The sequence below is a fragment of the Paracidovorax anthurii genome (assembly GCF_003269065.1).
GTDB classification, from domain to species: domain Bacteria; phylum Pseudomonadota; class Gammaproteobacteria; order Burkholderiales; family Burkholderiaceae_C; genus Paracidovorax; species Paracidovorax anthurii.
In genome coordinates this window covers 13,455-34,748 of record NZ_QLTA01000045.1, presented here as the reverse complement: position 1 = coordinate 34,748, position 21,294 = coordinate 13,455, and the positions used below count along the sequence as shown (strand labels likewise).

Here is a 21,294-nt window from a genome sequence, read left to right as displayed (position 1 = left end):
CCCGCAGGGGCATGCCCTTCAGCGCATCAGAAGCGCCAGCCGAGGCCCACGCCGGCCAGCACCGGATCGATCTTGAGCGTGCCCAGCTTGGCGCCGTTGGCCGACACGTCGGTCTGGATATAGACCTTCTTGATGTCGAAGTTCAGCGACAGGTTCTTGGTCAGCGGGATGTCCACGCCCACCTGCAGCGCACCGCCCCAGCTGCTCTTGTCGATGCTCACGCCGGCGGGCAGGCGCACGCTGGAGAAGCGCGTGTAGTTGATGCCGGCGCCCACGTAGGGCTTGAAGCCGGGGGCCTCGAAGTGGTATTGCAGCATCAGCGAGGGCGGCAGGTGCTTGAGCGTGCCGATCTGCGCGCCCAGGGCGCTGGAGCGCACGTCCTGCTTCTGCGGCACCGTGAGCACCAGCTCGGCGGCGACGTTCTTGTTGAAGAAGTACGAGATATCGACTTCGGGAAGGGTCTTGTTGTTGATCGACAGGCCCAGCCCGGTGCTGTCCTTGTTCGAGCTGTCCAGGTGCACCGCGCGGGCGCGAACCAGCCACGGGCCCTGGCCGTCGGTGGCTTGCGCGAAGGCGGAGCCCGAGGTCAGAGCGCAGAGGGCGGCCAGGGCGAGCAGATTCTTTTTCATACGGAACTCGATGCGGTTGAACGGGGACGGCCCCCGTGCACGCATTGGGCCGCCAAACCGCCCTGCCCGCCTTGCCGCAGATCAACAAGGCAGGTGCCTTGCCGCCTCAGCTCAGCGCCGCGCGCCCGGCCCTCCGGCGCCGCGCCAGTGCCACGGCCGCGAGCACCACCGCGCCCGCGGCGATCCCGGCCACCGCATTGAGAGCATTGGTCACGAGGGCATGCCCAAGCCCGCCGGCGGCCCCCTGCGACGCCGCCGCGGCCAGCGCCTCCACCCCATGGTGCAGCGCCGGCACGCCATGCACCAGGATGCCGCCGCCCACCAGGAACATGGCGGCCGTGCCCGCGACGGACAGCGCCTTCATGAGCCAGGGCGCGGCGGCCACGATGCCCCGGCCCAGCGCCCGCGCGCCGGCGCCCGCCCGGCGGCTGAGCCACAGGCCCGCATCGTCGAGCTTCACGATGCCGGCCACCAGGCCATAGACCCCGACGGTCATGATGGCCGCGATCCCCGCCAGCACCGCCACCTGCTGGCCGAACGGCGCGCCGGCCACCGTGCCCAGCGTGATCGCGATGATTTCCGCCGAGAGGATGAAATCCGTGCGCACCGCGCCCTTCACCTTGTCCTTCTCGAACGCGGCCATGTCCACCGCGGGGTTGGCCGCGGCGATCGCATGGGCTTCGCGCTCGGCCGCCTGCCCGGGCTCGGCGGGCAGGAACCTGTGCGCCAGCTTCTCCGCGCCCTCGTAGCACAGGAAGGCGCCGCCCAGCATGAGCAGCGGCGTCACGGCCCAGGGAATGAAGGCGCTGATCAGCAGCGCGGCAGGCACGAGGATGGCCTTGTTCACCATGGACCCCTTGGCCACCGCCCACACCACCGGCAGCTCGCGCTCGGCGCGCACGCCCGTGACCTGCTGCGCGTTCAGCGCCAGATCGTCGCCCAGCACGCCGGCCGTCTTCTGCGCGGCGGTCCGGGTCATCACCGCCACGTCGTCGGCCATCGCGGCCCCTTTTTTCGCGGCCACCTTCGTCATGAGGGCCACGTCGTCGAGAACGGTTGCGATGTCGTCGAGCAAGGTCAGCAGGCTGGCTCCGGCCATGTGGGGCTCCGTGGTTGAAGTCGGGCGATTATGGGGACAAATGCCGCGCCTTCCGGCCCCCCCGCCCCTGCGCGCCAACACCCCTTCTCTCCCCAAGTCCAACGCAAATTGCATATGCTTGCCGGATCGCTCGCGGTTCGACCGTTCTCCCCGCACGGCCGCCGCGCCCGAGTGCCCCACCCCACGATGACCACCTCGCCAAGTTCAGAGCCCGAGAGGTTGGCCGCCCTCCGGGCCACGGGTCTGCTGGACACGCCGCCCTCCGAGGAGTTCGACCGCATCACGCGGCTGGCGAGCGACGTCTTCGACGTGCCGATCGCGCTCGTGAGCTTCGTGGATGCCGACCGGCAGTGGTTCAAATCCCGCGTCGGGCTGGCGGTGCAGGAAACCTGCCGGGAAGACGCGCTGTGCGACCGCACGATCTGCGGCACCTCCGTGATGGTGGTGGAAAACGCGCTGTCCGACCCCCGCTTCGCGGACAACCGCCTCGTGCTGGGCCCGCCCCACATCCGCTTCTACGCCGGCGCCCCGCTCACGCTGCGCGGGGGCCACAACCTGGGCAGCCTGTGCCTGATCGACACCGTGCCGCGCGCCTTCGGCCCCGCGCAGCAGCGGCAGCTGGAGGATCTGGCCGCGCTGGTGGTGGCGCAGATCGACCTGCAATGCTCCGCCGCGCGCGTGGACGAGGCCACGCTGCTGCCCAACCGCGCGCAGTTGCTGGAAGACCTGGACGGCCTGAGCCGGGCCGACCCCGGCGGCGAGCGCACCCTCGCGCTGCTGGAGCTGCTGCCGCACGACGGCCTCATGGACACCGCGCGCGCCGTGGGCATGGAGCCCATCGACCAGCTCACCCACGAGGCCGGCCAGCGGCTGACCCGCTTCGTGGGCACCCAATCGCGCGTCTATCACACGGGCGTCGGCCGGCTGGCCCTGGTGCTGCGCCCCGGGGAGGTTCCCGCGCTGCAGGCGTTCGCGCGGGATCTGCTCGATGCGCTGCATGCCCCCATCACCTCGCGCGGCAGCGGCCTCGTCATCAACCAGCGCCGGCGCGTAGGGCTGGCGCCGTTCAGGCTGGAGCCCGCGGACACCGGCGACGCGCTGCGGCGGGCCAATGCCGCGCTCTACCAGCATCCCGTGCCCGGGGCCGCCATCTGCCACTACGATGCCGCGGTCGATGCCAGCTACCGCCGCTCCTACGAGTTGATCGCGAGCATTCCCCGCGCGCTGATCGAAGGCGAGTTCCGGCTGGTCTACCAGCCGCAGTTCGAACGCGCCTCGACCCGCTACACCTGCGTGGAAGCCCTGCTGCGCTGGGACCACCCGCGCCTGGGGCCGGTGCCGCCGGGCGATTTCATCCCCTTGCTGGAAAAGACCACGCACATCCATGCGCTCACGCACTGGGTGCTGGAGACGGCCCTCGCGCAGATCCGCGAGTGGGAGGACCGGGGCCTGACCCTGGACGTGGCCATCAACGTCTCGCCCCGCAACCTGGAGCAGCCGGACTTCATCGACACCCTGCGCGGGGCCTTCCAGCGCCACCGCCTCGCGCCGTCGCGCCTGGAGATCGAATGCACGGAAAACGCCGTGCTCACCGAGGGCCCGACGCTGAACGCCATCAACGCCACGCGCGCGCTGGGCGTGCGGGTGGCGCTGGACGACTTCGGCACGGGCTACTGCAATTTCGGCTGCCTCTACGGCCTCTCCGCCGAAGTGCTCAAGCTCGATCAGGCGCTGATCCGCCCCATCGGCTCGGACGCCCGGGCGCTCGACGTCGTGCGGGGCATGGTGCGCCTGGGCCACACGCTGGGCTACCGCCTGCTGGCCGAAGGGGTGGAGACGGCCGAGGTGTTCGACCAGCTCATGCAGATCGGCTGCGACCAGGTGCAGGGCTACTACCTCAGCCGCCCCCTGCCGCCCGGCGAGGCCTTCGACTTCGTGCAGCACTGGAACGCGCTGGTCACGCCCGAAGCCCTGCCGGGCTGAGGCCGCCAGGCGGGGCCGGCAGGCCGGCCCGGCGCCCGCCTCATCCCACCCGCGTCACCCCACCCACTTGCGCGCGTTGCGCCAGATGCGCATCCAGGGGCTGAGCGCGCTGCGGTCGCCGCCGGTCCAGCTCATCTGCACGTTGCGGAACACCCGCTCGGGGTGCGGCATCATGGCCGTGAAGCGGCCATCCGCCGTGGTCACGGCCGTGAGGCCGCCCGGGCTGCCGTTGGGGTTGAACGGATACTGCTCGGCCGCGCGCCCTTGATGGTCCACGTAGCGCATCGCCGCGATGGCCTGCGCCGCATTGCCGCGGGCCTTGAAGTTGGCATAGCCCTCGCCGTGGGCCACCGCGATCGGCAGGCGGCTGCCGGCCATGCCCTGGAGGAACAGGCTGGGCGACTCCAGCACCTCCACCAGCGACAGGCGCGCCTCGAAACGCTCGCTCTGGTTGGTGGTGAAGCGCGGCCAGGCCTCGGCGCCGGGAATGATGTCGGCCAGTTCGGCGAACATCTGGCAGCCGTTGCACACGCCCAGGCCGAACGTGTCCTGGCGCGCGAAGAAGCCCTGGAACTGCTCCGCGAGCTGCGGATTGAACGTGACCGAACGCGCCCAGCCGATGCCCGCGCCCAGCGTGTCGCCATAGCTGAAGCCGCCGCAGGCCACGATGCCTGCGAAATCGGCCAGGCGCGCGCGGCCCGCCTGCAGGTCGGTCATGTGCACGTCGTAGGCTTCGAAACCCGCCTCGGTGAAGGCATAGGCCATCTCCACGTGCGAGTTGACGCCCTGCTCGCGCAGGATCGCCACCTTGGGGCGGGCGAGGTTCAGGAACGGCGCGGCCACGTCCTCGGCCGGATCGAACGAGAGGGACACGTGCAGGCCCGGGTCGCCCGGCGCGCCGGCGGCGGCGTGCTCGGCATCGGCGCAGGCCGGGTTGTCGCGCTGCTGGCAGATCTTCCAGCTCACCGCGTCCCAGACCTGGTGCAGGTCGGAGAGCGATGCGCTGAACACCGCCTTCACGTCGCGCCACACCTGCAGCTCGCCCTTGCCCGCGTCCAGCGCCGACGACGCCGGCCGCGTCTTGCCGATGAAGTGGCTGAACTTCGAGAGGCCGTGCTCGCGCAGCGTCTGCATGACGTCGTTGCGCTCGGCGGTGCGTACCTGCAGCACCACGCCCAGCTCTTCGTTGAAGAGGGCCTTGAGCGTGAGCTCTTCGCGGCGCGCGCTCACCTGCTGCGCCCAGTTCTTGGCGTCGCCGGTTTCCATGCGGCTGTCGCTGATGCCGTCGCCCTCGGTGACCAGCAGGTCCACGTTCAGCGCCACGCCCACGTGGCCCGCGAAGGCCATCTCGGCCACGGCGGCCAGCAGGCCGCCATCGCTGCGGTCGTGGTAGGCCAGCACGCGGCCCTGCGCGCGCAGGGCATTCACGGCGTTCACGAGGTTCACCAGGTCCTGCGCATCGTCCAGGTCCGGCACCGCGCCGCCTTCCTGCCCGAGCACCTGCGCGAGGATGCTGCCGCCCATGCGGCACAGGCCCTTGCCGAGGTCGATCAGCACCAGCGTGGTGTCGTCCTCCTGCGCATCGAGCTGCGGCGTGAGCGTGCCGCGCACGTCGGCCAGGGTGGCGAAGGCGCTCACGATCAGGCTCACGGGCGAGGTGACCTTCTTCGCGGCGCCCGCGTCGTCCTTCCACTGCGTGCGCATCGACAGGCTGTCCTTGCCCACCGGGATGCTGATGCCCAGCTGCGGGCACAACTCCATGCCCACGGCCTTCACGGTGGCGTAGAGGTCGGCATCCTCGCCGGCCTCGCCGCAGGCGGCCATCCAGTTGGCCGAGAGCTTCACGCGCGGCAGCTCGATGGGAGCGGCCAGCAGGTTGGTGATGGCCTCGGCCACGGCCATGCGGCCCGAGGCCGGCGCGTCGATGGCGGCGAGCGGCGTGCGCTCGCCCATGCTCATCGCCTCGCCGGCGAAGCCCTTGTAATCCGCCAGCGTCACCGCGCAGTCGGCCACGGGCACCTGCCAGGGGCCCACCATCTGGTCGCGGTGCGACAGCCCGCCCACGGTGCGGTCGCCGATGGTGATGAGGAAGCGCTTGGAGGCCACCGTCGGGTGCGCGAGCACGTCGATCACCGCCTTCTGCAGCGGCACACCCGTGAGGTCGATGGGCGCGGCCTCGCGGCGCACGGTCTTCACGTCGCGGTGCATCTTGGGCGGCTTGCCCAGCAGCACGTCCATGGGCATGTCCACCGGGAACTTCTGGTCGCCGCGCTCCACGGCCGTGTCCTCCAGCACGAGCTGGCGCTCGCCCGTGGCCGTGCCGATCACGGCGAACGGGCAGCGCTCGCGCTCACAGAACGCGCGGAACGCGTCCAGCGATTCGGGCGCGATCGCCAGCACATAGCGCTCCTGGCTCTCGTTGGACCAGATCTCCTTGGGCGCCAGGCCGGATTCCTCCAGCTGCACCGCGCGCAGGTCGAAGCGCGCGCCGCGGCCGGCGTCGTTGGTCAGCTCGGGGAAGGCATTGGAGAGGCCGCCCGCGCCCACGTCGTGGATCGCGAGGATGGGGTTGTGCGCGCCCTGCGCCCAGCAATGGTTGATGACCTCCTGCGCGCGGCGCTCGATCTCGGGGTTGCCGCGCTGCACGGAATCGAAGTCCAGCTCGGCCGCGTTGGCGCCCGTGGCCATCGAGCTGGCCGCACCGCCGCCCATGCCGATGCGCATGCCCGGGCCGCCGAGCTGGATCAGCAGCGTGCCGGCCGGGAACTCGATCTTCTGCGTGAGGCCGGCGTCGATCACGCCCAGGCCGCCCGCGATCATGATGGGCTTGTGGTAGCCGCGCCGCACGCCCGCCACGTCCTGCTCGTACTCGCGGAAGTAGCCCAGCAGGTTGGGCCGGCCGAACTCGTTGTTGAAGGCCGCGCCGCCCAGCGGGCCCTCGACCATGATCTGCAGCGGGCTCGCGATATGCCCGGGCTTGCCGCCCGCCTCATCGCTCCAGCCGCCCCAGAGCTTGGAGACCGTGAAGCCCGTCATGCCGGCCTTGGGCTTGGAGCCCCGGCCCGTGGCGCCCTCGTCGCGGATCTCGCCGCCCGCGCCCGTGGAGGCGCCCGGGAACGGCGAGATCGCCGTCGGGTGGTTGTGCGTCTCCACCTTCATCAGCACGTGGTGCGTTGCGCTACTCTTTTGATAGCTGGGAACGCCCTGTTCTCCGCGACCCAGGACCGATGGGGCGATGAAACGCTCCACCGCGCTGCCTTCCATGATGGAGGCGTTGTCCGAATACGCGACCACCGTGTGCTGCGGCGCGAGCTGGTGCGTGTTGCGGATCATGGCGAACAGGCTCTTGTCCTGCTCCTGGCCATCGATGGTGAAGCGCGCATTGAAGATCTTGTGCCGGCAGTGCTCGCTGTTGGCCTGCGCGAACATCATCAGCTCGACGTCGGTGGGGTTGCGCCGCAGCGCCGTGAAGGCGTTGACGAGGTAGTCGATCTCGTCGTCGGCCAGGGCCAGCCCCCAGCGGGTATTGGCGTCCTCCAGCGCCGCGCGGCCCCCGCCCAGCACATCGACGAACTCCATGGGCGCGGCCGGCAGCTCGGTGAACAGGTCGGCGGCGCCGGCGCGGTCCCAGAGCACCGATTCCGTCATGCGGTCGTGCAGCAGCGCGGCCACGGCGGCCTTCTGCGCGTCGGTCAGGGTGGGCGTGCCGCCCAGCAGGCCGGACTTCAGGCCCAGGCGGTATTCGGTGATGCGCTCCACGCGGCGCACGTGCAGGCCGCAGTTGCGCGCGATGTCGGTGGCCTTGGAGGCCCAGGGAGACACCGTGCCGATGCGCGGGGTGACGACGATCGCCGGGCCGGACGCGGGGCCGGCGCAGGGCTCGCCGTAGGTGAGCAGCGCGGCCAGCCGCTCCCGGTCGGCGGGCGTGGGCTCGGCATCCGTGGCCACCAGGTGCACGAACCGGGCCGAGATCCCCTCGATGCGGTCGTGGATGGCCTGCAGGCGGGGCAGGAGCTGCTGGACGCGGAAGGGGCTGAGGGCATTGCTGCCCTCGAACGAGGTAAGGTGCAGGGTCACTTTGGCGGCCTGTTGCGGGGGATGGATCTCGGAGGGGAGCCGCGGCCCGCCGGGCAAGGCCGCTGAATGGGGCCTCTCTTGCGCGGGCGGCGCGGCGCAGTTGACGCAGCCCGCCATTTTACCGGCCCGGCCGGCTTCGGCCGGGCACCACTGCCATCGCCCCCCGGGCCGGCGCGCGCGGGCCCCGATGGGATAATCCGGCCCCATGAGCATCACCATCAAGTCCGCAGAGGAAATCGCCGGCATGCGCGAGGCCTGCCGCCTGGCCTCCGAAGTGCTGGACTACATCACACCCCACATCCGTGCCGGGCTCACCACGAACGAGGTCGACCGGCTGGCCGCCGAGTGCATGGCGCAGCAGGGCACCATCTCGGCCACCATCGGCTACCAGCCCCCCGGCTACCCGCCCTACCCCAAGTCGCTGTGCACGTCGCTCAACCACGTGGTCTGCCACGGGATCCCGAACGACAAGCCCCTCAAGAAGGGCGACATCATGAACGTCGATGTCACCGTCATCACCCAGGACGGCTGGTACGGCGACAACAGCCGCATGTACCTCATCGGCGACGTGTCCATCGCCGCCAAGCGCCTGAGCCAGCTCACCTTCGACGCCATGTGGATCGGCATCCAGCAGGTCCGGCCCGGCGCGCACCTGGGCGACGTGGGCCACGCGATCCAGACGTTCGCCGAAGGCCATGGCCTGTCGGTGGTGCGCGAGTTCTGCGGCCACGGCATCGGCAAGAAGTTCCACGAGGAGCCCCAGGTGCTGCACTACGGCCGCCCCGGCACCCTGGAGGAACTGGTGCCCGGCATGATCTTCACCATCGAGCCCATGCTGAACGCGGGCCGCCGCGAGGTGAAGGAACACGGCAACGACGGCTGGACCATCGTCACCAAGGACCACAGCCTCTCGGCACAATGGGAGCACACCGTCCTCGTGACCGAAACCGGCTACGAGGTGCTGACGCTCTCGGCCGGCTCGCCGCCGCTGCCGCCCTTCGTCACGGCCACCCGGACCTGACCGCTGGCCTCCGGGGCCCCGGGCCCCGCCGAGGCGCACGGTTCTTGCTTGCCGGGGCGCCATGAGCATGCACCGGCCTTCGCCCCCCTCGCCCACCCCATCGTCCGCCATGCCGCCCCCCTCCCTCTCGGACCTCCAGCCGCTGCGCGACGCCTACCGCCAGGACAAGGCGGCACTGCTGGCCACGCTGCGGTCCACGGGCGCGTCCACGCGGGGCGTGCGCACCCTGCTGGGCAAGCTCTCGGCGCTGGCGGACCGGCTGCTGCGCCACCTCTGGCACCGGGCCGGCCTGCCCGACACGCTGGCCCTGGTCGCCGTGGGCGGCTACGGGCGCGCCCAGCTCTTCCCCGCCTCGGACGTGGATGTGCTGCTGCTGCTGCCGGGTGGAAGCGAAGGTGGCGGCGAAACCGCGTGCGACGGCCCCCTGCGCCCGGCCATCGAAGCCTTCATCGGCAGCTGCTGGGACGCCGGGCTGGAGATCGGCTCCAGCGTGCGCACCGTGGACGAATGCCTCACCGAGTCGGCGGCCGACATCACCGTGCAGACCTCGCTGCTGGAGGCCCGCCGCATCGTCGGCAGCGCCGCGCTGTTCGCGCAATTCCAGCAAAGCTACGACGCGCAGATGGACCCCGAGGCCTTCCTGGTCGCCAAGACGCTGGAGATGCGCCAGCGCCACACCAAGTACGAGAACACCCCCTACGCCCTGGAGCCCAATTGCAAGGAGTCGCCCGGCGGCCTGCGCGACCTGCACACGGTGCTCTGGGTGGCCCGCGCCGCCGGCCTCGGGCGCAACTGGAAGGAGCTCGCCGCGCACGGCCTGGCCACCGCGTTCGAGGTGCGGCAGATCGAGCGCAACGAAGCCCTGCTCTTTCTCATCCGCGCGCGCCTGCACGCCGTTGCCGGGCGCCATGAAGACCGCCTCGTCTTCGACCTGCAGACCGCCGTGGCCGAGTCCTTCGGCTACCGCTCGCAATCCGCCGAGGGCAAGCGCCTGCGCCTGCGCGCCAGCGAAACCCTCATGCGCCGCTACTACTGGGCAGCCAAGGCGGTGTCGCAGCTCAGCCAGATCCTGCTGCTCAACATCGAGGAGCACCTCTCGCCCCCCTCCCACGAGCTGCGGCCGATCAACGAGCGCTTCTTCGACAAATCCGGGCTCATCGAGGTGGCGAGCGACGACCTCTACCGCCAGAACCCCCACGCCATCCTCGAAACCTTCCTGCTCTACGAAACCGAAGAGGGCCTGAAGGACCTGTCGGTGCGCACGCTGCGCGCGCTCTACAACGCCCGGGGCGTCATGGACGGCGCCTTCCGCCGCGACCCGGTCAACCGCCAGCAGTTCCTGCGCATCCTGCAGCAGCCCGTGGGCATCACCCACGCCATGCGGCTCATGAACCAGACCTCGGTGCTCGGGCGCTATCTCTGGCCCTTCCGGCGCATCGTCGGGCAGATGCAGCACGACCTCTTCCACGTCTACACCGTGGACCAGCACATCCTCATGGTGCTGCGCAACGTGCGCCGCTTCTTCATGCCCGAGCACGCGCACGAATACCCGTTCTGCTCGCAACTGGCCGGCGGCTGGGACAAGCCCTGGCTGCTCTACCTCGCTGCCCTCTTCCACGACATCGGCAAGGGCCGCGGCGGCGACCACTCGCAGATCGGCGCCGAGGAAGTCCGCCACTTCTGCCGCCAGCACGGCGTGGCGCAGGGCGATGCGGCGCTGGTCGAATTCCTCGTGGCCGAGCACCTCGCGATGAGCCAGGTGGCGCAGAAGCAGGACCTCTCCGACCCCGACGTCATCGAGGCCTTCGCGCAGCGCGTGGGCAGCGAACGCAAGCTCACCGCGCTCTACCTGCTCACCGTGGCCGACATCCGCGGCACCAGCCCCAAGGTCTGGAACGCCTGGAAGGGCAAGCTGCTGGAAGACCTCTACCGCGCCACCCTGCGCGCCCTGGGCGGACGGGCGCCCGACGCCGCCGCCGAGGTCGAGGCCCGCAAGCGCGAGGCCCTGGTGCTGCTCGCCCTCAGCGCCCAGCCGTTCGAGGCCCACAAGAAGCTCTGGGACACGCTCGACGTCGGCTACTTCATGCGGCACGAGGCCTCCGACATCGCCTGGCACGCGCGGCACCTGGCACGCCACGTCGGCGCCGGCCGCTGCGTCGTGCGGGCGCGCCAGTCGGTCGTCGGCGAGGGGCTGCAGGTGGCCGTCTACGCGCCCGACCAGCCCGACCTCTTCGCGCGCATCTGCGGCTACTTCGACCGCGCGGGCTTCAGCATCCTCGACGCGCGCGTGCACACCACCCGCAACGGCCACGCGCTCGACACCTTCCAGATCGTGGCGCCGGAGCAGGCCGGGCACTACCGCGAACTCACGCACATGGTCGAGAACGATCTCATGCGCGCCATCGAGGAAGGCGGCCCGCTGCCGGAGCCGGGCCGCAAGCGCGTGTCGCGCCGGGTCAAGAGCTTTCCGATCACCCCGCGCGTTGCCCTGCGCCCGGACGAGAAGGCCCAGCGCTGGATCCTGCACATCTCCGCCAGCGACCGCGCGGGCCTGCTCTACCTGGTGGCGCGCGTGCTCTCGCGCCACCAGCTGAGCGTGCAGCTCGCCAAGGTCAGCACCCTGGGCGAGCGCGTGGAAGACACCTTCCTCCTCCAGGGACCGGAGCTGCAGCACAACGCGCGGCAGATCCAGATCGAAACCGAGCTGCTGGAAGCGCTCTCCGGGTGAGCCTGCGTGCCCGACCGGCGATTGCTATTCTTTCAATAGCAAACAATCCATGATTTACGGCGACATGGAGGGGGTTTGATTCCAAACACCCTCTTCAATCGTCCTCGTCCGGCGCGATCTCCGGAAACAGCACCTCGGTGAAGCCGAAGCGCGAGAAATCACGCATCCGCATCGGATAGAGCGTGCCCAGAAGGTGGTCGCACTCGTGCTGCACCACACGGGCATGGAAGCCTTCCACCGTGCGGTCGATGGGCTCGCCCTGCGCGTCGAAGCCGGTATAGCGGATGCTCGACCAGCGCGGCACCCTGCCGCGCAAGCCCGGCACAGACAGGCACCCCTCCCAGTCCTCCTCCTCGTCCTGGCCGATCGGCGTGATCCGGGGGTTGACGAGCACCGTCGGGGGCACCAGCGGCCGGTCGGGATAGCGCGGATTGCGCTCGTTCGAACCAAAAACCACCACCTGCAGATCCACGCCGATCTGCGGCGCCGCCAGTCCGGCACCCTTCGCGGCCCGCATGGTGTCGTGGAGATCCTGCACCAACTGGTGCAGCGCCGGGGTATCGAACCCGGTCACGGGAGCGGCGACGCGCAGCAGGCGCGCATCGCCCATTCTCAGAATGGTGTGGTCATGGAAAGCCGATGGAGCAATCAATCCGGAACGTGGGGATGCGCAGCATATCGCCGAGCGCCCCAGCGGGCACAATCCCTTCCATGCCCGAGCACCCCCCGGCCCCCTTACCCCCGCCTCCCGCGCACGCGCCCCTGCCGCTGCTGGTGCGATGGCTGCTACTGGGGTTCGCCGGCCTGAGCCTGGCGCTTGGCATCATCGGCATCTTCGTGCCCGGCCTGCCCACCACCGTCTTCATCCTCATGGCGGGCTGGGCCGCGGCGCGCAGTTCCCCGCGCCTGCATGCCTGGCTCTGGCGGCACCCGGTCTTCGGCGCCATGCTGCGCAACTGGGCCGACGGCGGCCGCGTGAGCCGCCGCGCCAAATGGAGCGCCACCGCGCTGATGGGCCTGAGCGGCATCGTCCTGGTGGTCAGCCCGGCACCGCGCTGGGTGGCGATCGGCTCGTCCCTGTGCATGGCCGGCGTGCTGGCATGGCTGTGGTGCCGCCCCGAATGAGCCCCCAGGAAGCGCCCGCATGCCAGATTGCCGGATCAGCTGTTTTTTTGTGTATATAATCTAAGTCTTGTTCCTCGATAGCTCAGTCGGTAGAGCGCCGGACTGTTAATCCGTAGGTCCCTGGTTCGAGCCCAGGTCGAGGAGCCAAGAATTTCAAAGCCTTGCAATCGAACAAGGCTTTTTTGCGAAAGATATTCCTCGATAGCTCAGTCGGTAGAGCGCCGGACTGTTAATCCGTAGGTCCCTGGTTCGAGCCCAGGTCGAGGAGCCAGATATCTGTAAAGGCCACCCCTAAAAAGGTGGCCTTTTTGTTTTTCGCCGTGCCCTGGCATCAAAAAGCGCTGCACGGCTTTGCCTGGGCCCGAGCAAACCGCACTGACGGGCGGTTAGGCGCATTAGGATCGGTATATCGCACCACCCGGCGAGCCATGGCGCCCACCATGGCCTCCGGCCACCCATCCCGCCGCAATCGCCAAGCCCCATGCCCGCTCCGCTCGCCTGGCTCGATCCCGAAGACCCCTTCCCGCCCGCCGAAGCCGCCTGGGGACCGGACGACCCCGCGCCCGGCTTGCTGGCCGCCGGCGGAACGCTGGACGTGGACCATCTCCGCCGGGCCTACGCCAGCGGCATCTTCCCCTGGTTCAGTCCCAGCCAGCCCATCCTCTGGTGGAGCCCCGCCCCCCGCATGGTGCTGCCCGTGGAACACTTTCGACTTCACCGCTCGCTGCGCCGCACGCTGCAGGCATTCCGCAGCACGCCGGGCTGCGAAATCCGCGTGGACCACGACTTCGCCGCGGTCATCCACGCCTGTGCCAACACCCCCCGCCAGGGCCAGGGCGGCACCTGGATCGTTCCGGCGATGATCGACGCCTACTGCGCATTCCACGCAGCCGGCCACGCCCACAGCATCGAAACCTGGAAAGACGGGCGCCTCGTGGGAGGCTTGTATGCGATCGGCATCGGAAAAGCGGTTTTCGGAGAATCCATGTTCGCCCATGCCACCGATGCCTCCAAGATCGCACTGGCGGCCCTGGTATGCCTCTGCCGATCGCAGGGCGTGCGGTGGATCGACTGCCAGCAGAACACCGCCCACCTGGCATCCCTGGGTGCGGGCGAGATCGAACGGCGCGCGTTTCTCGAACATCTCGACGGCGCCACCCGACACCCCCCCGTGGAATGGCATTTCGAGTCCGTATACTGGGACGCGTTGCTGCCCTCCCCGCCATGACGCAACTCAACGACCTCCCCCTGCACACCCTGCAGTTCTATGCGACGGCGCCGTATCCGTGCAGTTATCTGCCCGAACGGCAGGCCCGCTCGCAGGTCGCCACACCCAGCCACCTCATCCAGAACGACGTGTACTCCGATCTGGTGGCACGCGGCTTCCGCCGCAGCGGGATGTTCACCTATCGCCCCTACTGCGACGGCTGCCAGGCCTGTACCCCCTTGCGGGTGCTGGCACACGCCTTCGAGCCGGATCGCAGCCAGCGCCGCGCCTGGAAACAGCACGCCCACCTCCAGGCGCACGTGCTGAGGCTCTGCTACGAACCCGAGCATTACCAGCTCTACCTGCGCTATCAGCGGGCACGCCACGCTGGCGGCGGCATGGACCAGGACAGCATCGACCAATACACCCAGTTCCTGCTGCAAAGCCGTGTCAATTCGCGGCTGGTGGAGTTTCGCGACCCCGCCACCGCGGACGGAGAAGCCGGAACCCTGCGCATGGTGTCCATCCTCGACGTGCTGGACGATGGCCTGTCGGCCGTCTATACCTTCTACGAACCCGAGCCGGGGTGCAGCTATGGCACCTACAACGTGCTGTGGCAGATAGAACAGGCCCGAACCCTGAACCTGCCGCACGTCTATCTGGGGTACTGGATCGCGCAGAGCCCGAAGATGAACTACAAGTCACGTTTTCATCCCCATGAATTGCGGATCGACGGAAGCTGGCAGCGTGGCGCCTGAACCCGGCATCAAGGGTTTTTCACAAGATAAAATTAAGTGATACTGCCCTTGCCGAAAACCATGAAAAAAGACAATGCAGGCCCTTCCGCCAAACCCAGCGTGCAAGTGCTGGAACGCATGTTCATGCTCATTGATGTGCTGGCTTCACGGGAAGAAGCGATCCCGCTGAAAGAAATCAGCGAAAAGACGGGACTCCACCCCTCCACGGCGCACCGCATCCTCAACGACCTCACGATCGGCCGCTTCGTGGATCGCCCCGAGTCGGGCAGCTACCGCCTCGGCATGAGGCTTCTGGAGCTCGGCAACCTCGTCAAGGCACGGCTCAGCGTCAGAGATGCCGCCCTGCTTCCCATGCGCAATCTGCACAAGCTGATCCAGCAGCCCGTCAATCTGAGCATGCGCCAGGGCGATGAAATCGTCTACGTCGAACGCGCCTACAGCGAGCGTTCCGGCATGCAGGTGGTCCGGGCCATCGGAGGTCGTGCGCCGCTGCACCTGACCTCCACCGGCAAACTCTTCCTGGCAGCAGACGATCCCCAGCGCGTGCGCGCCTATGCGATGCGCACCGGCCTCTCGGGCCACACCCGCAACAGCATCACCCAGTTGCCCATACTGGAGCGGGAATTGAGCAAAGCCCGCCAATACGGCATCGCAAGGGACAACGAGGAACTGGAGCTGGGCGTGAGGTGCATGGCCGCAGGGGTGTACGACGACCAGGCGCAACTCGTGGCCGGATTGTCCATTTCAGCGCCGGCGGATCGGCTGGATGAGAACTGGCTGCCCAAGCTGCAGGCCACGGCGAATGAAATCTCCACGGCACTGGGCTACAGCAGCTCAAGAGCCCCACGCACTTCCGGGCCCTCTGCGGAGTAGCGCCCCTGGGGCTATCCCGGCCCCCTGAATCCATGGGCCCTGCCGAAACCGTGCGCTGGCCACGAAACGGCAACCATCGGCGCGCACTTTCTACCTCATCCGTGATGGCACGAGCGCAGCGCCGACAGGAAGGCATTCACACCTGCAAGCCAAGGAAAATTCTCGGCTGCTTCAAAATGGCATGCTGATCCGAAACAAGCCTGCCACAGGACACACCCCGTTATTCCACCTTGGCACCACCTATGGCATGCAACATGCCCGGCGTACCGATCGAAGGACGCTTCTCCACCCAATTACGCACCCGTTCCGCATCACCCAGGCGGCTGAATTTTCCAGCGGAATCCAGAAACACCATGATGACCTTGCGGCCTGCGATCTGCGCCTGCATCACAAGGCATCGCCCCGCCTCGGAGATATATCCCGTCTTCTGGAGACCGATATCCCATGCGGGATTCTTCACCAGCCGATTCGTATTGTTGTACTGGAGGGTTCGCCGCCCGACGGCGACTTCGTAGCTCGGCGACGTCGTGAGCTCACGCAACAACGGGTCGGAGTGCGCGACATTCACCAGGATCGCCAGATCGTGGGCGCTGGACTGGTTGCGGCTGGAGAGACCCGTGGGCTCCGCATAGCGGGTATCCGTCATCCCCAGAAGCTTGGCCTTTGCATTCATCTGGACGACAAATGCATCCAGCCCCCCCGGATGCGTCCGCCCCAGGGCATGGGCGGCTCGATTCTCACTGGACATCAATGCCAGATGCAGCATCTCTCCGCGGGTCAGCGTGGTGCCGACCGCCAGCCTGGAGCTGCTGAATTTCTCGGTGTCTACGTCGTCTTGCGTGATCGTGATGGGCTCATCCATCGACAGATGCGCCTGGGACACGAGAAGCCCCGTCATGAGCTTGGTCAGCGAGGCAATTGGCAGCACCGCGTGGTCGTTCTTGCTCAGCAGCACTTCGTGCGTATCTTGGTCGATCACCAGCGCCACGCTGGACTTCAGATCGAGAGGGTCCGCCACGGCATGCAGGCCTGCCGCCTGGCCAAAGGAGAGGCGCTCAGGGACAGCCACCGCGCGGGGCGCCAGCTTGGCGCTGCTGGCCATGGAGCGTGTCGCCTTCACGCGCGTGACCGCCTTGCGGGGCACGGCCTTCGTGGATCGGGCCACGGGGCGCTGCTTGGCGCTGGCTGCAGCCGCCTGCTTCTTGGCCGTGGTTTTCTTCTGCTCGGCCGCGTGCGCCCCTGGAGCCGCCAGCGCGATGCTCAGCGCGAGGAAGGCGAACGCATGGAAGAGACGGGGGGCGATGCGGCGGCGTTCTGGCATCAAGTGCTCCAAGCGGCAAAAAGTGTATAGCAGTGTACTAAACCAAAAAAAGTCGCGCAAGATCAAGACCTTACGCGACCTTCTCAATAAAGTGCCTGAATTATAAATTCGCTCGTCACCCTTGGGCTGCGACGCGATCGGCTTTACTTTGTAATTTGTTCAACGCACTGAGGTAGGCCTTGGCTGACGCGACGACGATGTCAGGGTCGGCCCCCACGCCATTGACCACCCGGCCGCTGTTCTGAAGGCGCACGGTCACCTCACCCTGGCTCTCGGTGGAGCCACTGATGGCGTTGACCGAATACAGAACCATTTCGGCACCGCTGTTCACATGCGCCTCGATGGCTTTGAGGGATGCATCCACGGGGCCGTTGCCATCGGAAGAGCCGTGCACTTCCTTGCCCTCCACGGTGAACACCACGGTGGCATGCGGGCGCTCACCCGTTTCGCTGCGCTGCGAGAGAGACACGAAGCCATACCGCTCGCCGTCACCGGCGGCCGTCTCGCCACTCACCAAGGCGAGAATGTCCTCATCGAAGATTTCGCTCTTGCGATCCGCCAGTTCCTTGAACTTGAGGAAGGCGCCATTCACTTCGGCCTCGCTCTCCAGCTGCACCCCCAGTTCCTGCAGGCGCTGCTTGAACGCATTGCGACCGCTGAGCTTGCCCAGGACGATCTTGTTCGCCGTCCAGCCTACGTCTTCGGCCCGCATGATTTCATAGGTGTCGCGTGCTTTCAGCACGCCATCCTGATGGATGCCGCTGGCATGGGCAAATGCATTGGCACCCACGACCGCCTTGTTCGGCTGCACCACGAATCCCGTGGTCTGGCTGACCATGCGGCTCGCTGCAACGATGTGCTGGGCGTCGATCCCCAGATCCAGCCCGAAATAGTCCTTGCGCGTTCTCACGGCCATGACCACCTCTTCGAGAGAGCAATTGCCGGCCCGCTCGCCAAGGCCGTTGATGGTGCACTCCACCTGCCTTGCTCCACCGATCTTCACGCCCGCGAGCGAATTGGCGACCGCCATGCCCAGATCGTTGTGGCAATGCACCGACCAGATGGCTTTGTCGCTGTTGGGAATGCGCTCTCGCAGGGTCTTGATGAAGTTGCCGTAGAGCTCCGGAATCGCGTAGCCCACGGTATCCGGAACGTTGATCGTGGTAGCGCCCTCCGCGATCACGGCCTCGAGCACCCGGCACAGGAAATCGAGATCGCTCCGGTATCCGTCTTCCGGGCTGAACTCGATATCTCCCACCAGATTGCGCGCAAAACGCACGGCTTGCTTGGCTTGCTCCAGCACTTGCTCCGGCGTCATCCGCAGCTTCTTTTCCATGTGCAGCGGACTCGTCGCGATGAAGGTATGGATGCGCGCACGCTGGGCATCCTTGAGCGCCTCGGCGGCACGGGCGATGTCGCGGTCATTCGCACGCGACAAGGAGCAGATCGTCGAATCCTTGATCGCCTGGGCAATGGCCTGCACAGCCTCGAAATCCCCGTTGGAGCTGGCTGCAAAACCCGCCTCGATCACATCCACCTTCAAGCGCTCCAGCTGGCGCGCGATGCGCAGCTTTTCGTCCTTGGTCATCGACGCACCGGGAGATTGCTCGCCGTCACGCAAGGTGGTGTCGAAAATGATCAGTTTGTCAGCCATCGGATTCTCCTTGTGTTGTCTGGGTGTGGGGTGTCGCTTGCAATGACGGGAAACTCAGGCGCAAGAAAAAGGCCTGCGGTGAAAGCACGATGAACCGCCTTGGCCAAGCCTCATTGGTGCAGGCCGCGCTCGTCAGGCTCGTCCGTGGATGTGCTGATGACGCTGCTGTGCTGCCCCTTCGCCTTGCGCCACGCATATACGGCATAGCCGCTGAGTCCATAGAGCACGAAGATGCTGAAGAGGACCGTTGGCGGATGGATGTTGATGACAGCGATCCCCAGGGCAATCAGGACGATGGTCGCGAACGGTACGCTTTTCTTCATCTGGATGTCCTTGAAGCTGTAGAAAGGCACGTTCGTCACCATCGTCAGGCCGGCATACAGGGTGAATGCGAACATCGTCCAGCTGAGCTGGCGCCACGTCAGCCAGCCGTCCACTCCACGCTGAATTCCGAGCTCCGTCAGCAGCCAGATGAAGCCCGCCACGAGCGCCGCCGCGGCGGGCGACGGAAGCCCCTGGAAATACCGCTTGTCCACCACGCCCGTGTTGACGTTGAAGCGCGCGAGTCGCAGTGCAGCGCAGGCGCAATAGACGAACGCGGCGATCCATCCCCAGCGCCCCAGGCCATTGAGCGCCCATTCGTATGCGATCAATGCCGGAGCCGCACCGAAGGACACCATGTCGGACAGCGAGTCCATCTGCTCCCCGAACGCACTTTGCGTATTGGTCATCCGGGCCACCCGGCCATCGAGGCTGTCGAGCACCATCGCACAGAACACCCCGACGGCCGCGAGGTCGAAACGGCCGTTCATGGCCATCACGATGGCATAGAAGCCACCGAACAGCGCCGCCAGGGTGAACAGATTGGGAAGGATGTAGATGCCCTTGCGGCGCTTGCGCACCACCACGCCCGGGTTGCCGGTGATGTCTTTGCCGTCATGCATCAGATAGATCTCCAGAGCCCAATGCATTGCCGCATTCAGCTATTAAATTCATAGTACCCCATCCGCCGTCCGCGGACGAAAGCGCGCAGTGTAGAGCCGACCGGGCAGCGACCGCCGCCAAAGAAGAAGGCCACCCTGACGGGTGGCCTTTCCTGAGTCGGGCACCGCCCATTCATGGGCGGCTGCGCATCAGTTGCGGCTCTGATCGACCAGCTTGTTCTTGGCGATCCAAGGCATCATGGCACGCAATTGTGCGCCGACCACTTCGATCTTGTGATCCGCGGTGTTGCGGCGGCGGGCCGTCATGCTCGGATAGTTCAGGCGGCCTTCCTGAATGAACATCTTCGCGTAGTCACCATTCTGGATGCGCTTGAGCGCATTGCGCATGGCGGCGCGCGACTGCTCGTTGATGACTTCGGGCCCCGTCACGTATTCGCCGAACTCGGCGTTGTTCGAGATCGAGTAGTTCATGTTGGCGATGCCGCCTTCGTAGATCAGGTCCACGATGAGCTTGAGCTCGTGCAGGCACTCGAAATACGCCATCTCCGGTGCATAGCCGGCCTCGACGAGCGTCTCGAAACCCATCTTGATCAGCTCGACGGCACCACCGCACAGCACGGCCTGCTCGCCGAACAGATCGGTTTCGGTTTCTTCCTTGAAGTTGGTTTCGATGATGCCGGCCTTGCCGCCGCCATTGGCCATGGCATAGGACAGTGCCAGATCACGGGCCTTGCCGGACTTGTCCTGGTGCACCGCCACGAGGTGGGGCACGCCGCCGCCTTGCGAGTACGTGGAGCGCACGGTGTGGCCAGGGGCCTTGGGCGCCACCATCCACACATCCAGATCGGCGCGGGGCACCACCTGGTTGTAATGCACGTTGAAGCCGTGCGCGAAGGCGAGAGATGCGCCCTGCTTGATGTTGGGCTCGATGTTGTTCTTGTAGACCTCGGCGATCTGCTCGTCGGGCAACAGGATCATCACGACATCCGCGGCCTTCACCGCGTCATTGACCTCCAGGACCGTCAGGCCGGCCTTGCCGACCTTGTCCCAGGAAGCGCCACCCTTGCGCAGGCCCACAACGACCTTCACGCCGCTGTCGTTAAGGTTCTGTGCATGCGCGTGGCCTTGGCTGCCATAGCCGATGATGGCCACGGTCTTGCCCTTGATGAGGCTCAGATCACAGTCTTTGTCGTAGAAAACTTTCATTTTGGCTCCAGGTTGAATCCGGTGGGTTTGTCGTAATGGTGAATGCGCGCGTCGGGAGATAAAAACCTTCAGACACGCAGGATGCGCTCGCCACGGCCGATGCCGCAGGCGCCGGTCCGCACGGTTTCCAGGATGGCCGTGCGGTCGATGGCTTGCAGGAAAGCGTCGTTCTTGGACTGATCGCCAGTCAGCTCGATCGTGTAGCTTTTCTCTGTGACGTCGATGATGCGGCCCCGGAAGATATCGGCCATCCGCTTCATCTCCTCGCGCTCCTTGCCCACGGCGCGCACCTTGACCATCATGAGCTCCCGCTCGGTGTAGGCGCCTTCCGTGAGATCGACCACCTTCACCACTTCGATGAGACGGTTCAGGTGTTTGGTGATCTGCTCGATCACGTCGTCGGAACCCGTGGTCTGGATGGTCATTCGCGACAGCGATGCATCCTCGGTGGGAGCAACGGTCAGCGATTCGATGTTGTAGCCTCGCGCCGAAAACAGCCCCACCACGCGGGACAGGGCGCCAGGCTCGTTTTCGAGCAGGACGGCAATGATGTGTTTCATGGAAAGATTCCTCTTTTCGCTGCCCTCCCCTGACGCCGGTAAGCGCCAGGCTTGGCAAGCAATAGATTCGTCAGCAGATTGCCACTCTGAAGATGGCAACGCATTCAGG

General features: G+C 66.9%; 16 protein-coding genes and 2 tRNA genes. 9 read left to right on the top strand and 9 right to left on the bottom strand.

Annotated elements, in window-relative coordinates; translation table 11 throughout:
• Positions 1-26: 26 nt before the first annotated feature.
• Positions 27-629 (bottom strand): OmpW/AlkL family protein, encoded by a 603-nt coding sequence (locus AX018_RS18675; protein ID WP_111880388.1) that lies wholly within the window; start codon positions 627-629, stop codon positions 27-29.
• A 106-nt stretch (positions 630-735) separates the two neighbouring features.
• A complete protein-coding gene (locus tag AX018_RS18670) occupies positions 736-1,728 on the bottom strand; it encodes a DUF808 domain-containing protein (protein ID WP_111880386.1) in 993 nt (330 codons plus the stop codon).
• Between the two features lie 186 nt (positions 1,729-1,914).
• Here AX018_RS18670 and AX018_RS18665 point away from each other — a divergent pair, with 186 nt between their 5' ends.
• Positions 1,915-3,711 (top strand): putative bifunctional diguanylate cyclase/phosphodiesterase, encoded by a 1,797-nt coding sequence (locus AX018_RS18665; protein ID WP_111880381.1) that lies wholly within the window; start codon positions 1,915-1,917, stop codon positions 3,709-3,711.
• Between the two features lie 54 nt (positions 3,712-3,765).
• On the opposite strand, the gene purL is transcribed toward AX018_RS18665, so the two are convergent.
• Entirely contained in the window at positions 3,766-7,788 is a 4,023-nt protein-coding gene (purL, locus tag AX018_RS18660) for a phosphoribosylformylglycinamidine synthase (protein ID WP_111880409.1), read from the bottom strand.
• A 205-nt stretch (positions 7,789-7,993) separates the two neighbouring features.
• Between purL and map the strand changes: the two genes are divergently transcribed.
• Positions 7,994-8,809, top strand: a complete 816-nt coding sequence (gene map / locus AX018_RS18655; protein ID WP_111880378.1) for a type I methionyl aminopeptidase — start codon at positions 7,994-7,996, stop codon at positions 8,807-8,809.
• 109 nt (positions 8,810-8,918) lie between these two features.
• Positions 8,919-11,537, top strand: coding sequence for a [protein-PII] uridylyltransferase (locus AX018_RS18650; RefSeq protein WP_245951685.1), 2,619 nt, complete (start codon positions 8,919-8,921; stop codon positions 11,535-11,537).
• Between the two features lie 94 nt (positions 11,538-11,631).
• Here the strand turns inward: AX018_RS18650 and def are convergent, their stop codons facing one another.
• Positions 11,632-12,147: a peptide deformylase gene (gene def, locus AX018_RS18645; protein WP_111880373.1), complete on the bottom strand. Its 516-nt coding sequence runs from the start codon at positions 12,145-12,147 to the stop codon at positions 11,632-11,634.
• 101 nt (positions 12,148-12,248) lie between these two features.
• Between def and AX018_RS18640 the strand changes: the two genes are divergently transcribed.
• From AX018_RS18640 to AX018_RS18615, 6 genes are all read left to right on the top strand, one after another.
• Positions 12,249-12,662 (top strand): YbaN family protein, encoded by a 414-nt coding sequence (locus AX018_RS18640; RefSeq protein ID WP_111880370.1) that lies wholly within the window; start codon positions 12,249-12,251, stop codon positions 12,660-12,662.
• 71 nt (positions 12,663-12,733) lie between these two features.
• Positions 12,734-12,809: transfer RNA gene (locus tag AX018_RS18635), tRNA-Asn, on the top strand.
• A gap of 48 nt (positions 12,810-12,857) precedes the next feature.
• Positions 12,858-12,933, top strand: a tRNA-Asn gene (locus AX018_RS18630).
• Between the two features lie 210 nt (positions 12,934-13,143).
• Positions 13,144-13,890: a leucyl/phenylalanyl-tRNA--protein transferase gene (gene aat / locus AX018_RS18625; protein ID WP_111880368.1), complete on the top strand. Its 747-nt coding sequence runs from the start codon at positions 13,144-13,146 to the stop codon at positions 13,888-13,890.
• The gene (locus AX018_RS18620) at positions 13,887-14,627 is read left to right on the top strand and encodes an arginyltransferase (RefSeq protein ID WP_111880365.1); all 741 of its coding nucleotides are present in this window, start codon (positions 13,887-13,889) and stop codon (positions 14,625-14,627) included. The genes aat and AX018_RS18620 overlap by 4 nt, the downstream gene beginning before the upstream one ends.
• A 60-nt stretch (positions 14,628-14,687) precedes the next feature.
• Entirely contained in the window at positions 14,688-15,500 is an 813-nt protein-coding gene (locus AX018_RS18615) for an IclR family transcriptional regulator (RefSeq protein WP_111880363.1), read from the top strand.
• Positions 15,501-15,720: 220 nt separating this feature from the next.
• Here AX018_RS18615 and AX018_RS18610 read toward each other — a convergent pair whose 3' ends face one another.
• The 5 genes from AX018_RS18610 to ilvN form a co-directional block, all read right to left on the bottom strand.
• On the bottom strand, positions 15,721-16,821 hold the full coding sequence (locus AX018_RS18610; RefSeq protein ID WP_111880405.1) for a D-alanyl-D-alanine carboxypeptidase family protein: 1,101 nt from the start codon (positions 16,819-16,821) through the stop codon (positions 15,721-15,723).
• Between the two features lie 115 nt (positions 16,822-16,936).
• Positions 16,937-18,475: a 2-isopropylmalate synthase gene (locus AX018_RS18605; RefSeq protein WP_111880360.1), complete on the bottom strand. Its 1,539-nt coding sequence runs from the start codon at positions 18,473-18,475 to the stop codon at positions 16,937-16,939.
• A 110-nt stretch (positions 18,476-18,585) separates the two neighbouring features.
• Entirely contained in the window at positions 18,586-19,419 is an 834-nt protein-coding gene (pssA, locus tag AX018_RS18600; protein WP_111880403.1) for a CDP-diacylglycerol--serine O-phosphatidyltransferase, read from the bottom strand.
• A gap of 189 nt (positions 19,420-19,608) precedes the next feature.
• Positions 19,609-20,685: a ketol-acid reductoisomerase gene (gene ilvC / locus AX018_RS18595; RefSeq protein ID WP_281269566.1), complete on the bottom strand. Its 1,077-nt coding sequence runs from the start codon at positions 20,683-20,685 to the stop codon at positions 19,609-19,611.
• Between the two features lie 8 nt (positions 20,686-20,693).
• A complete protein-coding gene (ilvN, locus tag AX018_RS18590) occupies positions 20,694-21,185 on the bottom strand; it encodes an acetolactate synthase small subunit (protein ID WP_111880356.1) in 492 nt (163 codons plus the stop codon).
• Positions 21,186-21,294: the final 109 nt, after the last annotated feature.